The 13,686-nt window shown below is 61.7% G+C and carries 11 protein-coding genes; 6 read left to right on the top strand and 5 right to left on the bottom strand.

Going from position 1 to position 13,686, the window contains the following annotated elements:
* Positions 1-160 precede the first annotated feature (160 nt).
* A complete protein-coding gene (locus BM438_RS11920; RefSeq protein WP_093634670.1) occupies positions 161-1,591 on the top strand; it encodes a YeiH family protein in 1,431 nt (476 codons plus the stop codon).
* A complete protein-coding gene (locus tag BM438_RS11915; protein ID WP_167378373.1) occupies positions 1,591-1,836 on the top strand; it encodes a hypothetical protein in 246 nt (81 codons plus the stop codon). Before BM438_RS11920 ends, BM438_RS11915 begins: the two co-directional genes overlap by 1 nt.
* Before the next feature lie 111 nt (positions 1,837-1,947).
* On the opposite strand, the gene BM438_RS45470 is transcribed toward BM438_RS11915, so the two are convergent.
* The gene (locus BM438_RS45470; protein ID WP_167378372.1) at positions 1,948-2,118 is read right to left on the bottom strand and encodes a hypothetical protein; all 171 of its coding nucleotides are present in this window, start codon (positions 2,116-2,118) and stop codon (positions 1,948-1,950) included.
* A gap of 312 nt (positions 2,119-2,430) precedes the next feature.
* Here BM438_RS45470 and putA point away from each other — a divergent pair, with 312 nt between their 5' ends.
* From putA to BM438_RS11895, 4 genes are all read left to right on the top strand, one after another.
* The gene (putA, locus tag BM438_RS11910) at positions 2,431-6,360 is read left to right on the top strand and encodes a trifunctional transcriptional regulator/proline dehydrogenase/L-glutamate gamma-semialdehyde dehydrogenase (RefSeq protein WP_093634481.1); all 3,930 of its coding nucleotides are present in this window, start codon (positions 2,431-2,433) and stop codon (positions 6,358-6,360) included.
* A gap of 89 nt (positions 6,361-6,449) precedes the next feature.
* Positions 6,450-7,598: a branched-chain amino acid ABC transporter substrate-binding protein gene (locus BM438_RS11905; RefSeq protein ID WP_093634480.1), complete on the top strand. Its 1,149-nt coding sequence runs from the start codon at positions 6,450-6,452 to the stop codon at positions 7,596-7,598.
* Between the two features lie 294 nt (positions 7,599-7,892).
* A complete protein-coding gene (locus BM438_RS45865) occupies positions 7,893-8,096 on the top strand; it encodes a hypothetical protein (protein WP_244179356.1) in 204 nt (67 codons plus the stop codon).
* Positions 8,097-8,104: 8 nt separating this feature from the next.
* Positions 8,105-8,725, top strand: coding sequence for a hypothetical protein (locus tag BM438_RS11895; RefSeq protein WP_200654623.1), 621 nt, complete (start codon positions 8,105-8,107; stop codon positions 8,723-8,725).
* Positions 8,726-8,825: 100 nt separating this feature from the next.
* Here the strand turns inward: BM438_RS11895 and BM438_RS11890 are convergent, their stop codons facing one another.
* From BM438_RS11890 to BM438_RS11875, 4 genes are all read right to left on the bottom strand, one after another.
* Positions 8,826-9,092 (bottom strand): PepSY domain-containing protein, encoded by a 267-nt coding sequence (locus BM438_RS11890; protein WP_093634479.1) that lies wholly within the window; start codon positions 9,090-9,092, stop codon positions 8,826-8,828.
* 150 nt (positions 9,093-9,242) lie between these two features.
* The gene (locus BM438_RS11885; protein WP_093634478.1) at positions 9,243-10,958 is read right to left on the bottom strand and encodes a thiamine pyrophosphate-binding protein; all 1,716 of its coding nucleotides are present in this window, start codon (positions 10,956-10,958) and stop codon (positions 9,243-9,245) included.
* Positions 10,959-11,020: 62 nt separating this feature from the next.
* A complete protein-coding gene (locus BM438_RS11880; protein WP_093634477.1) occupies positions 11,021-12,409 on the bottom strand; it encodes an L-serine ammonia-lyase in 1,389 nt (462 codons plus the stop codon).
* A gap of 28 nt (positions 12,410-12,437) precedes the next feature.
* On the bottom strand, positions 12,438-13,568 hold the full coding sequence (locus BM438_RS11875) for an alginate lyase family protein (RefSeq protein ID WP_093634476.1): 1,131 nt from the start codon (positions 13,566-13,568) through the stop codon (positions 12,438-12,440).
* Positions 13,569-13,686 lie beyond the last annotated feature (118 nt).

Raw genomic sequence — 13,686 nt, 5'->3', positions numbered from 1 at the left:
CGACAGCTTCGCGGCATTACTCCTTTAAGTCATATTCATAGAGCGAATGGTCGTTTCGTTTTGCGCCACCGCTCGCCTATATTTCGCCGAATCGGCGCACCTTCAGGCAAAACTCAAAAATCCCGCGCCGACGCACCTCAACTTCCTCGGGGCATTTGCGATGAGCGATACCAACCAGACATTGCCGACTGGCGCCGCGCCCAGCAAACCGCGCAGTGACCATAGCGCACACGGCGGCGGGCTCTTTTCAACTGAAGACTGGTGGGCTGTCTGGATCGGCCTGCTGGTGATCGTCATTGCCTGGGCGCTGTTCGCCTCGGGCAGCAGCATCAAGTGGCTGGCGGTGGCGCCGGCCAAATGGGCGAGCGTGGGACAGGCCGCGCAGGACATCGGCAAGCATCTGCCGAACTATGTCGCGCTGTTCGTCGTATTCGCCGTGCTGTTCGGCGTGAGCCTTGCCGCGTTGAAGCAGCGGGTCGGCATTTTCCTGGGCTCGTTCCTGATCCTGTTCATCGCCTCGGCGCTGATTTTCACGCTGGGCGCGTGGATCAATGCGTCGAAGTACAACCTCGAGCCGCCATTGGTTGCGCTGGCGCTTGGCCTTCTGATTTCCAATGTGTTCACGTTGCCCGAGTGGTTTTCTGCGGGCTTGCGCGTGGAGTTCTATATCAAGGTCGGTATCGTGTTGCTCGGCGCGACGCTGCCGTTCACCTTGCTGGTGTGGGCGGGGCCGGTCGCGGTCGGGCAGGCGACCATCGTCTCGCTCGTGACGTTCTTCGTGATCTTCCTTGTCGCCAAGGCGCTCGGTCTCGACCGGCGCTTTGCGGCCGTGCTGGGCGTGGGCGGCGCGGTGTGCGGCGTGTCGGCGGCGATCGCGATTGCCGGTGCGGTGCGCGCCAAACGCGAACAGGCATCGGTGGCGATTACGCTGGTGGTCTTGTGGGCGATCGTGATGATTTTCGTGCTGCCCTTCGCGTCGCGCTCGCTGGGGCTCTCGACAGCGGTGGCGGGCGCATGGATCGGCACGTCGGAATTCGCCGACGCCGCGGGTATTGCCGCCGCGCAAGCCTACGGCGACTTCGCGAAGCACGCGGGTGGTGCGATTGCGGGCGCTCCCGAGGCATCGCTGCAGGCGTTCACGCTGATGAAGGTGGTCGGGCGCGATATCTGGATCGGTATCTGGGCGTTCGCGCTCGCCATCGTCGCGACGACGCGCTGGGAGTCGCAGGACAGCGGCGTCAAAGCCAAGGCCAACGCCGGTGAAATCTGGGCGCGTTTTCCGAAGTTCGTGATCGGCTTCGTGATCGCGTCGGCGCTGGTGACGTGGATCGCCAGCCACTACTCGCTGGCCGACTACCGCAAGGTCGTCACGCCCGAATTCGTCGCGCCGATCACGGCGCTACGCACATGGGCGTTCACGTTCTGTTTCCTGAGCATCGGCTTGACCACGCGTTTGCGCGCGCTTTCGGCCACCGGCCTGAAGCCGTTTCTGGCCTTCACGGCGGGCGTGGTCGTCAATATCGCCATCGGCTACGCGCTGTCCGCGCACGTGTTCGCACCGTACTGGAATAGCTTGGGGCAGGGCTCGTGATGAGCGAGGCGGTCCGCATCGCCGGCACGGCCCACGCGCGTTTCGATGCGTGCGCGCCGCGCTGTGCAAACTGCCGGTATCGCGCCGAGGATCGGCATTCACTGGAGCAGAGCATTCCGGGCCTCGCCGTGTTCAGTTCCGGGTTTGGCGCGAGCGTGGCGGACAGCCGGCTTTGCCGTCTGCACGACCAGCTCGTTTCACCTGACGACACCTGCGCTCAGTACGACCCCATTCCGCGCCAGTGACGCGCGCGTCGGCACCGCCGCCCGGTGTGAGCCGGCGGCGCGTACTTGCTTTAAGGTGTCAGTCGAGGAACGGCGTCCTGATGTCCATCATTAGCCGCCAGGCTTAGCCCCTCAATCGTTCAAAGCTGCCCGCGCATCGCCAGCCGATGCGCGCGATGCCGGACGCGCCTGCCTTCCTTCCGTCTCACGTTTGCCCGGGCCGCGCGTCGCGCCGCGGATGAACAGCACGCCGCACGTCGCGCACATCGCCCAGATGCCCAATATCACTAACCACTTTTCCATTTCGCCAGTCCTCTAAAACCCCGTACCGTTTTTATGTGCGTGCCTTGCGGCCGCGACCATCCATATTCTGTATAACGGCGCGCCGAGCGATCTGATAAGGGTAAAAGCGAAAAGAATCACGCCAGGGAAAGTACTGATCGCAACCGCCGTTGCCACGCGCAGCGCCATCCGGCGCAAACCCCCGCGGTACCGGGATTCCAGAAAGGTGCAACCATGCTCAACGCATGGTTGCACCTTTTTATTTGGAGGCGTACGATTCGCCCAACTTTTAGTCTTTCCCACCGAATTCGTTTGGTATCCGAAGAAGGAAACATGGCTAGCACCACCCTTGGCGTCAAGGTCGACGACCTCCTGCGTTCCCGGCTGAAAGATGCCGCCACCCGGCTCGAACGCACTCCGCACTGGCTGATCAAGCAGGCGATCTTCGCGTACCTCGAAAAAATCGAGCATGGCCAATTGCCGCCGGAATTGTCGGGCCACACGGGCTCGGCCGATCTGGCTGACGGCGCCGCGGTGGAGCACGAGGAAGACGGTGCGTCGCATCCGTTCCTCGAATTCGCGCAGAACGTGCAACCGCAATCGGTGCTGCGCGCGGCGATCACCGCCGCGTATCGCCGTCCCGAGCCGGAGTGCGTGCCGTTCCTTCTTGGCCAGGCGCGTCTGCCGGCCAATCTCGCGGACGACGTGCAGGCGATGGCCGGCAAGCTGGTCGAAACGCTGCGCGGCAAGAGCAAGGGTGGTGGCGTCGAAGGTCTGATCCACGAGTTTTCGCTGTCGAGCCAGGAGGGCGTGGCGCTGATGTGCCTCGCCGAAGCGCTGCTGCGTATCCCGGATCGCGCCACGCGTGACGCGCTGATCCGCGACAAGATCAGTAAGGGCGACTGGAAATCGCACGTCGGCCAGGCGCCGTCGCTGTTCGTCAACGCCGCAACGTGGGGCCTGATGATCACCGGTAAGCTGGTGGGGACCAACAGTGAGGCGAGCCTCTCGTCGGCGCTCACGCGTCTGATCGGGAAGGGCGGCGAGCCGCTGATCCGTAAGGGCGTCGATATGGCGATGCGCCTGATGGGCGAGCAGTTCGTCACCGGCGAGAACATCTCCGAAGCGCTCGCCAACAGCCGCAAGTACGAAGCACGCGGCTTCCGCTACTCGTACGACATGCTCGGCGAAGCGGCCACCACCGAAGCCGACGCGCAACGCTATTACGCCTCGTACGAACAGGCGATCCACGCGATCGGCAAGGCAGCCGGCGGCCGCGGCATTTACGAAGGCCCGGGCATCTCGATCAAGCTCTCCGCGCTGCACGCACGCTACTCGCGTTCGCAGCAGGAACGCACGATGAGCGAACTGCTGCCGCGCGTCCGCTCGCTGGCGATCCTCGCGCGCCGCTACGACATCGGCCTGAACATCGACGCCGAAGAAGCCGACCGCCTCGAAATCTCGCTCGATCTGCTCGAAGCGCTGTGCTTCGATCCGGAACTGGCTGGCTGGAACGGCATTGGTTTCGTGGTGCAGGCGTATCAGAAGCGCTGCCCGTTCGTGATCGAATACCTGATCGATCTGGCGCGCCGCAGCCGTCACCGCATCATGGTCCGCCTCGTGAAGGGCGCGTACTGGGACACCGAAATCAAGCGCGCACAAGTGGACGGCCTCGAAGGCTATCCGGTCTACACGCGCAAGATCTACACGGACGTCTCCTACCTCGCCTGCGCGAAGAAGCTGCTTAGCGCGCCGGACGCGGTCTATCCACAGTTCGCCACGCACAACGCGCACACGCTGTCGGCGATCTATCACCTCGCGGGCAATAACTACTACCCCGGCCAGTACGAGTTCCAATGCCTGCACGGCATGGGTGAACCGCTGTATGAGGAAGTCACCGGCCGCGACAAGCTGAACCGTCCGTGCCGCGTGTATGCGCCGGTCGGCACGCACGAAACGCTGCTCGCATACCTCGTGCGTCGCCTGCTGGAAAACGGCGCGAACACCTCGTTCGTGAACCGCATCGCCGATGAAAGCGTTGCGATCAAGGACCTGATCGCCGACCCGGCCGACGAAGCCTCGAAGATCGTCCCGCTCGGCGCGCCGCACGCGAAGATTCCGTTGCCGCGCAACCTGTTCGGCGCCGAGCGTCTCAATTCGATGGGCCTCGATTTGTCGAACGAACATCGTCTGGCTTCGCTGTCGTCGGCGTTGCTGGCGAGCGCGCATCATCCGTGGCGCGCGGCGCCTATGCTCGAAGACAACGAAATCGCCGTGGGTGTCGCGCGTGATGTGCGCAACCCGGCCGATCATCGTGACCTCGTCGGCACTGTGGTGGAAGCGACCTCGGAACATGTGAGCGCCGCCATGGCCCACGCAGTCGCCGCCGCACCGATCTGGCAAGCGACGCCGGTCGACGCCCGCGCCGATTGCCTCGCGCGTGCCGCCGATCTGCTCGAAGCCCAGATGCACACGCTGATGGGTCTCGTGGTCCGTGAAGCCGGTAAATCGCTGGCGAACGCGGTCGCAGAAATCCGCGAAGCGATCGATTTCCTGCGCTATTACTCCACGCAGATCCGCAACGAGTTCTCCAACGACACGCATCGCCCGCTCGGTCCGGTGGTCTGTATCAGCCCGTGGAACTTCCCGCTGGCGATTTTCATGGGCCAGGTGGCTGCAGCTTTGGCTGCTGGTAACACTGTGCTCGCGAAACCGGCCGAACAAACGCCGCTGATCGCCGCGCAAGCCGTGCGTATCCTGCGCGAAGCCGGCGTGCCAGCGGGCGCGGTGCAACTGCTGCCCGGCAACGGCGAAACGGTCGGCGCAGCGCTGGTGGCCGATCCGCGCACTCGGGCGGTGATGTTCACCGGTTCGACCGAAGTCGCGCGTCTGATCAACAAGACGCTCTCGAATCGCCTCGATCCGGAAGGCAAGCCGATTCCACTGATCGCCGAAACTGGCGGCCAGAACGCGATGATCGTCGATTCCTCGGCGCTCGCTGAACAGGTGGTCGCGGACGTGCTGCAGTCGTCGTTCGACTCCGCCGGTCAACGGTGTTCCGCGTTGCGCGTTCTTTGTCTACAAGAAGATGTCGCGGACCGCACGCTCGAAATGCTGACGGGCGCGATGCGCGAACTGTCGGTGGGCAATCCTGATCGCCTGTCGATCGACGTCGGCCCGGTCATCGACCTCGACGCAAAGCGCGGTATCGACGCGCACGTCGCGGCGATGCGCGAGAAAGGCCGCAAGGTCGAGCAGCTGCCGATGCCGGAAGGCGCGGGACAAGGCACGTTTGTTCCGCCGACGCTGATCGAACTCGACAGCATCGACGAATTGAAGCGTGAAGTGTTCGGCCCGGTGCTGCATGTGGTGCGTTACCGCCGCAGCCAGCTGGACAAGCTGCTCGAACAGATTCGCACGACCGGCTACGGCCTGACGCTTGGCATTCACACGCGGATCGACGAAACGATCGCTCACGTGATCAGCCGCGCGCATGTCGGCAACATCTACGTGAACCGCAATGTGATCGGCGCGGTGGTGGGTGTTCAGCCGTTCGGTGGCGAAGGTTTGTCGGGCACGGGTCCGAAAGCAGGTGGTGCGCTGTATCTGCAGCGTTTGCTGGCGACGCGTCCGGCCGGGTTGCCGAAGTCGCTGGCCGATGCATTGATCGTTGATGTGCCGCAAGCCGGCGTGAACGGGGATAATCCGTCCGCCGCCTTGACGGCGCTGCGCGACTGGCTGATTAGCGAACAGCAACCGGTGCTGGCTGCGCGCTGCGACGGTTATCTGTCGCATGTGCCGGCGGGCGCAACTGCGGTATTGTCTGGGCCCACGGGCGAGCGCAACACGTACACGCTGGGTGCGCGCGGCACGGTGCTGTGTATCGCCTCGACGGCAAGCGGTGCGCGCGTGCAGTTTGCCGCAGCACTGGCTACGGGAAATCGCGCCTTGTTCGAAGGTGCGGCTGGTGAACAATTGGTGTCGCAGCTGCCCGCCGCGTTGAAGTCTTACGCAAGCGTGAAGAAGAGCGCAGATACACCGTTCGACGCCGTGCTGTTCGAAGGCGATAGCGATGAACTGCTGGCGCTGGTGAAGGAAGTCGCGAAACGTGCGGGACCGATCGTTTCGGTGCAGGGCGTCGCGGCGGGCGCGCTGGAAAGCGGCGATGAGGACTATGCGCTCGAGCGTCTGTTGACGGAACGCTCGGTCAGCGTGAATACGGCAGCAGCAGGCGGCAATGCAAATTTGATGACGATCGGTTGAGCGAACCTCATCGATTACTTCAAAAAAACGGAAGCGGTACGGCGACCCCGAAAAACCGCTCCATCCACACCTGGTACCAAGGAGAAGCTATGCAACACAAAATGAAACAGCTGGCAGGCGCAGCGCTGGTTGCAGCAATGTCGCTGGCGGGGACGGCCAACGCTCAATCGACCGAAGACGTGAAGATCGGCTTTGCCGGTCCGATGACGGGCGCACAGGCACACTACGGTAAGGACTTCCAGAACGGCATCACGCTGGCTGTGGAAGACATGAACGCCACCAAGCCGGTGATCGGCGGCAAGCCGGTTCGCTTCGTGCTGGATTCGGCCGACGACCAGGCTGACCCGCGCACCGGCACGACCGTTGCACAAAAGCTGGTGGATGACGGCATCAAGGGCATGCTCGGCCACTTCAACTCGGGCACCACGATTCCGGCTTCGCGCATCTACGCGAACGCGGGCATCCCCGAAATCGCAATGGCGACGGCGCCTGAGTACACGCAACAAGGATTCAAGACCACGTTCCGCATGATGACGTCCGACACGCAGCAAGGTTCGGTTGCCGGCACGTTCGCGGTGAAGACCCTGGGCGTGAAGAAGATCGCGATCGTCGACGACCGCACGGCTTACGGCCAAGGTCTGGCTGATCAGTTCGAAAAGGCAGCGAAGGCAGCGGGCGGCTCGATCGTCGATCGTGAATACACGAACGACAAGGCTGTCGACTTCAAGTCGATCCTGACCAAGCTGAAGTCGGTCAACCCGGACCTGATCTATTACGGCGGCGCGGATTCGCAAGCGGCACCGATGGTCAAGCAGATGAAGGCACTGGGCATCAAGGCACCGCTGATGGGTGGCGAAATGGTCCACACGCCGACCTTCATCCAGATCGCGGGTGACGCAGCGAACGGCACGGTGGCATCGCTTGCCGGCCTGCCGCTGGAAGAAATGCCGGGCGGCAAGGACTACGTCGCAAAGTACAAGAAGCGCTTCAACGAAGACGTGCAAACGTACTCGCCGTACGCTTACGACGGCGCAATGGCGATGTTCGACGCAATGAAGAAGGCTAACTCGACCGATCCGGCCAAGTATCTGCCGCTGCTCGCGAAGACCTCGATGCCGGCAGTGACGGCAGCGAACCTCGCGTACGACGGCAAGGGCGACCTGAAGAACGGCGGCATCACGCTGTACAAGGTTGTCGACGGCAAGTGGACGACGCTGCAAAGCGTGGGCGGGAAGTAAGCGGTTTTTCGCTGTTCGCTTTGATGTCAGGAACCCCGCTTCGGCGGGGTTTTTTATGGCTCTTCGAGTTTGTGCTGCCTGCGTGAGCTCGATTAGTTAGCCTTCTCCCGAAAAAAAATTCATCGACAATCCTCACGGGTGGCGCGAAATCAGCGAAGCGCTTTTTATACGAGACATATCGTATAATCGGGGGTGTGGTTGTCGATACCAAGCAAGTACAGGCAAGCGAAGCGCGCGGCGATCTCCGCGCTTAGATCCGGGAAGTTCGAGCATGAGGCCCGTTCTGCCATTAACGTGAAAAACCTTCTGTCGACCGGGCAAGTCACCGCTCAGTTCGTTGAGGATCTCATTACGAAGAGCGATGGCACACAATACAGTTCGTCACCTCATCACAACGCGCCGGCAATAGATGTTCATATCATTGAGTCGGGTGGCTGGTACGTGAAGTTCTACTTCGTGGGTAATCCGGAAACCGTGTTTATCAGCGTGCACCAGTGAGCGAAGCCATGAAGATGAAACTCTACGAAGAAGGCGAGAAAAGCAAGGCAATCTGCCATCACTGCAAGCAGCTTGTGAGCACGACCTTTGCGCGGCGTGACGTACCTTTCAGCGACGGCAAAGGTGAGGTGAAGAATATTCTCGCGGCGGTGTGTGACGTCTGTGACCACGTGGTCGCCATTCCAGCGCAATCCACGCCAGCCGTCCGCGAAGCGCGGCAGAAGGAAGTCAGGCCGATTGAGGCACAACTGCCGGCCATTTATCTCGATGTTCTCGACCTGGCCGCTTATATGGTCGACAGCGCGAGCTCGACCGAATTCCGCAAGGTGCTCATGACGCTCTATCTGCACCGGTTTGCATCCGGTGAATATCCGCGGGCACGGTTGATTAAGGCACATAAGTCGGCGACCGAGCGCTTCAAGGAGCGCCGCGGCGCTGCACGGCGGCGGCTTTCGATGAAGGTGACGCCGCGCATCGCCGAAGATATCAAGACACTCATGCACGAGACGACCATGAGTCAGACAGAAGTCATCAAGTCCGTGATCTATCAAATCCAAACCGACGTGATCGAATCGCACAAGCCCGCGTTGATGAAAGAGCTTGGTGCGTTGTCGGTGATATACGCGTAGTTGTTCGTTTGGCAGGTAATCAGGTTATAGCGTGAAGGTAAAAAAGCCCCGTTTTTCCCGCGGGGCTCTTTTATGCAGCTGCTTGCGTGAGCCAATGGCTTCAGTCGATCTTCTGCCGGATGACAGCGAGCGTCTTGGTGTCGTAGTTCAACTCCATCCTTCTGCCGTCCTGGTTGTAGGCCTCGACCTCATAGCAGTTATCGTCGATCTCGAACTTCGCGATCTTATAGCCTTGCGCTTCGATTTGCGCACGGGCGTCACTCTCCTTCATCCATTCTGCCGTTGGATGAACTGGACAGGACTCGCCCATCGCGAACACCGCGCTCGACAATCCCAGCGCACCTGCAAATACAGCAGCCTTCAGCATACCGACTCCTTGAATCGTTCAGACGAATGGCTACCGTAGCCGATTCGTCAAACGCTGCACAAGGTGATCGCATGGTAAGTCTGCTGTACGTCAAAAATTCGACTTAAGACTCGCCTGTGCCGAGGGATATTGCCCACAAGCCTTTTTTCGCTAAGCCGTCTCTCCGCGCAGCTTCCTCCCCTGCTCGCGAATCTGCTCCAACGTCGCGCCCGGCGTACTCGCCTCCTGCGGCATGCGAATCTCGATCACTGCCGCGCGCTTCGCTTCCAGAGAACGCTGCAACGCCGGCAGAAAATCTTCAGTCCGCTCCACCGTCTCACCATGTGCGCCGAACGACTTTGCGAATGCCGCGAAGTCCGGATTCGTGAGACCGGTGCCATGCACACGATTCGGATAGTGCCGTTCCTGATGCATCCGGATCGTGCCGAAGTGGCTGTTATTCACGACGATGAAAATCACATGCAAGTCGTATTGCATTGCCGTCGCGAGTTCTTGCGCGGACATCATGAAGCAGCCGTCGCCGGCTAATGCGACCACGGCGCGTTGCGGATACATCGACTTCGCCGCAATCGCCGCTGGGACACCGTACCCCATCGCGCCACTGGTCGGCGCGAGTTGCGAGCGGAAATGCCGATACGAGAAATGCCGATGCAGCCACGTTGCGTAGTTGCCCGCACCGTTCGTGAGGATCGCGTCTTCCGGTAGATGCGCGCGCAATTGCTGGATCACTTCGCCCATTTGCACGTCGCCGGGAATCTGGCGCGGCTTGCGCCAGTCGAGATACGCGCGATGCGCTTCTTCCGCAGCGCCGGCCCATGCGAGCTTGCCGGAAGACGGTTTCAACGCCGCAAGCAATGCTGCAAGTTCCGGCATGCCGGAGACAATCGGCAGATCCGCCGCGTACACACGCCCGAGTTCTTCCGCACCTTGATGCACATGCACCAACGTTTGTTTGGTCTTCGGAATATCGAGAAGCGTGTAGCCGTTGGTCGTCGCTTCGCCTAGCCGTGGACCGAGCGTGAGCAGCAGGTCCGCATCGCGGATACGTTGAGCCAGCGCCGGATTGATACCGAGCCCGACATCACCCGCGTAATTCGGATGCTCGTTGTCGAGCGTGTCTTGAAAGCGGAACGCGAGGCCGATCGGCAATTGCCAATTCTCGACGAAGCGTTGCAGATCGGCACATGCCGCAGGCGTCCAACCGCTGCCGCCGGCAATGACCATCGGCCGTTGCGCGCCTTCCAGCAATCGACGCAACTCGTCCATCTGCGCCGCAGACGGCGACGCCGCCACACGTTTGTACGCGGGTGCGCCAGCAACAAGATCACACGCTTCGCTCAACACATCTTCCGGCAACGACAACACGACCGGCCCCGGACGCCCCGACGTCGCCGTGTGAAACGCATGACTCAGATACTCGGGAATGCGTTTCGGATCGTCGATTTGCGCGACCCATTTCGCCATCTGACCGAACATGCGCCGGTAGTCGATTTCCTGAAAGGCCTCGCGATCGAGATGCTCACGCGCGCACTGACCGATCAGCAGGATCATCGGCGTCGAGTCCTGAAACGCGGTGTGCACGCCGATCGATGCATGCGTCGCACCGGGGCCGCGCGTGACGATCGCGACACCCGGACGTCCGGTCAATTTACCGACGGCTTCAGCCATGTTCGCGGCCGCCGCTTCGTGCCGGCAGACGATGGTCTGGATGCGATCTGTTTCGTCGTGCAGCGAATCGAGCACCGCGAGAAAGCTCTCGCCGGGTACGCAGAAAACACGTTCGACGCCGTGCGTCAGCAAGGCGTCGACGACGAGACGTGCGCCGGTAGTTTGCGCAGTGGAAGAAGATTCAGAAGCGAGCGGCATTGCGATGAAGCCTCCAGGCGTTGCGATGGGGGTGCGATCGGTCCGGTCGGGTCGTTGTGTTCTCAACACTCCACAATATTCACCGCCAACCCACCGCGGGACGTTTCCTTGTACTTCGTCTTCATATCGGCGCCGGTCTGCATCATCGTCTTGATTACAGAGTCCAGCGACACGTAATGCGTGCCGTCGCCGCGCAGCGCCATTCGCGCGGCATTCACGGCTTTCACCGAGCCCATCGCATTGCGTTCGATACACGGAATCTGCACCATCCCGCCGACCGGATCGCACGTCAGCCCGAGGTTATGTTCCATGCCGATCTCGGCAGCATTCTCGACTTGCTCAGGCGTGCCGCCCATCACCGCGGCGAGCCCACCCGCGGCCATCGAGCAGGCCACGCCCACTTCACCCTGGCATCCCACTTCCGCGCCTGAAATCGACGCATTCAGCTTGTACAGAATGCCGATTGCCGCCGCCGTCATCAGGAAGTCGATCACACCCTGCTCGTTCGAGCCCGGCATGAAGCGCGTGTAGTAATGCAGCACCGCCGGGATGATTCCGGCCGCGCCGTTAGTCGGCGCCGTGACCACGCGGCCGCCCGCAGCGTTTTCTTCATTCACGGCGATGGCGTAGAGATTGATCCAGTCGACCATCGAAAGTGGATCACGCAGCGCCAGCTCAGGATTGCCCGACAACGCGCGATACAACTGCGGCGCGCGGCGCTTCACCTGGAACGGACCGGGCAAGTGGCCGTCGGCATCCGGATTGTTGATACCGCAACCGCGCGATACACACGACTGCATCACATTCCAGATCTTCAGCAAGCCCGCACGCGTCTCTTCTTCGGTATGCCAGACGCGTTCGTTTTCCCACATCAATTGCGCGATGCTCTTGCCGGTGGATTTGCACAGCGCGAGTAATTCGTTGCCGCTGCGGAACGAATGCGGCAATTGTTCGACGGCGCTCAGCACCTTCGTGTTCGGCGCGCCCGCCGTCACCACGAAACCGCCGCCCACCGACAGATAGGTCGACTCGCGCAGCGTCTCGCCTTGTGCATCGAGCGCGCGGAGTTTCAGGCCGTTCGGATGCTCGGCCAGCGCCTGGCGAAGAAACGAAATGTGATCTTTCTGGACGAACGGCACGTCGTGCGTGCCGAGCAAGGCGAGCTTGCGCGACGCCTTTACCGCTTCGAGCCGCTGTGCGATCGTGTCCGGATCGACGGTGTCAGGGGCATCGCCCATCAGGCCGAGCATCACGCCGCGATCGGTGCCGTGACCCTTGCCGGTCGCGCCGAGCGACCCATACAGATCCACTTTCACCGATGCCGTCGCGCCAAGCAGCCCGTCGCGTTCGAGCCCTTGCGCGAACATCAGCGCCGCACGCATCGGCCCGACCGTATGCGAACTGGACGGACCAATGCCGATTTTGAAGAGGTCGAACACGCTGACTGCCATTTACTGCTCCCTGCTGATAAAAGTTAGTTTAGCGCGCCGGCAGCGGTAAGCACACGGCGAGCCATGCGGGCGGCGTCGGTGCGAGCTGCAGCGCGATCGGCGTATAGCGTCCGTCGAGACGCGCCGCCAGGTGAAACAGTTCCGTCGCGTTTTTCGGATCCCATTGACCCGAATAGCCGGGCAAACCGGCCTCGCGACGTTTGGCATCGAACGGAACGTTCGAATGCACGAATTCTTCATGCGTTTTGCTGCCATCCGCGTACGGCGTGAGCCAGTTCAGCGCGGCTTGCAGCGACGCGCCGTTCGCTCCCTTCTCCGGCAACCAGTTGCGGTTGTGGCGGCGCGCAGCGAGCGCGGCGGTCACGAGCGGCTGCAGGTCGTACGTAACATAGTGCAGCGCGTCGCGCTCGCCGAAGTCGAACGTCGAGCCGTCCGGCGCAATGTTGTCGCCGATATGCTCGTCGAACAGGCGCTGCGCCGCGTTGATCATCTTGCGGTTATCCAGCGTGAACGCAGCCATCGAGATCAGCTTGATCCGGTGGCTTTGCCAATTGTTTTTGAACGTACCCCTGAGCGGTCGCGGCTGCGCGTCGATCTGCTCGATGTAGCCGCTCGCGAGCTTCGTCAGGAACGCCATCGATGCATTGCGCGTTTTCACCGGCAACGCGCTCGCGGTCATGTCGTAGGCTAGAATCAGGCCTTCGAAATGGGTTTCGTCGATCGGATTGAAACTGGGTTGATAAGTCGTGACCCATGCATACAGCAAGCGGTCGACCAGTTTCAGATAACGGTCGTCACTGGTCGCGCGCCAGGCGAGCGCGGCGTCGCGCAGCAGATCCAGATCCTTCTCCGCCTCGACGCTTTGATCGTAAATGCCCTCGTGCGGCAGCGTGCCTTCCGTATGCAGTTTCGCCAGCGCATGCGGCGGGTCGTTCAGATGTGCCAGTACATTGCTCACCAGCGCCTTGACGCCTGGATCGGCATTGGTGCGCTCGCTGGTTTGCAGCGCGGGAGCCGCGCAAAAATTCATTGCGGCTTGCGCCTGCCGTAGCGGCAGCAGCACCGCTGCGCCAGTCAGCAATAGCGTGCAAGCCTGCTGCCATGTTTGGGTTCGCCTGATTTCGGTCCGGCTTTGCATCAATCGCACCTTTCGCGCCATGCGAAACTCCTCGTTAGGCTGGTTCGGTGTGTGATGTTAGCCGTTTGCGGACACAAGCGACAGAACCGCGCAACGCCTGCTTACAACCTTCGAGGCGCTGCGCGGTTTGCGGGCCGGC

The sequence above is a fragment of the Paraburkholderia aspalathi genome, assembly GCF_900116445.1.
Lineage (GTDB): Bacteria > Pseudomonadota > Gammaproteobacteria > Burkholderiales > Burkholderiaceae > Paraburkholderia > Paraburkholderia aspalathi.
The sequence above is the reverse complement of the archived record's forward strand: the minus strand, read 5'-3'. Positions and strand labels throughout refer to the sequence as shown.

Excerpts from the sequence above, each read along its gene's own strand:
- BM438_RS11920 (WP_093634670.1), top strand. The coding sequence starts at position 161 with ATGAGCGATACCAACCAGACATTGCCGACTGGCGCCGCGCCCAGCAAA.
- BM438_RS11915 (WP_167378373.1), top strand. The coding sequence starts at position 1,591 with ATGAGCGAGGCGGTCCGCATCGCCGGCACGGCCCACGCGCGTTTCGAT.
- BM438_RS45470 (WP_167378372.1), bottom strand. The coding sequence starts at position 2,118 with ATGGAAAAGTGGTTAGTGATATTGGGCATCTGGGCGATGTGCGCGACG.
- putA (WP_093634481.1), top strand. The coding sequence starts at position 2,431 with ATGGCTAGCACCACCCTTGGCGTCAAGGTCGACGACCTCCTGCGTTCC.
- BM438_RS11905 (WP_093634480.1), top strand. The coding sequence starts at position 6,450 with ATGCAACACAAAATGAAACAGCTGGCAGGCGCAGCGCTGGTTGCAGCA.
- BM438_RS11895 (WP_200654623.1), top strand. The coding sequence starts at position 8,105 with ATGAAGATGAAACTCTACGAAGAAGGCGAGAAAAGCAAGGCAATCTGC.
- BM438_RS11890 (WP_093634479.1), bottom strand. The coding sequence starts at position 9,092 with ATGCTGAAGGCTGCTGTATTTGCAGGTGCGCTGGGATTGTCGAGCGCG.
- BM438_RS11885 (WP_093634478.1), bottom strand. The coding sequence starts at position 10,958 with ATGCCGCTCGCTTCTGAATCTTCTTCCACTGCGCAAACTACCGGCGCA.
- BM438_RS11880 (WP_093634477.1), bottom strand. The coding sequence starts at position 12,409 with ATGGCAGTCAGCGTGTTCGACCTCTTCAAAATCGGCATTGGTCCGTCC.
- BM438_RS11875 (WP_093634476.1), bottom strand. The coding sequence starts at position 13,568 with ATGGCGCGAAAGGTGCGATTGATGCAAAGCCGGACCGAAATCAGGCGA.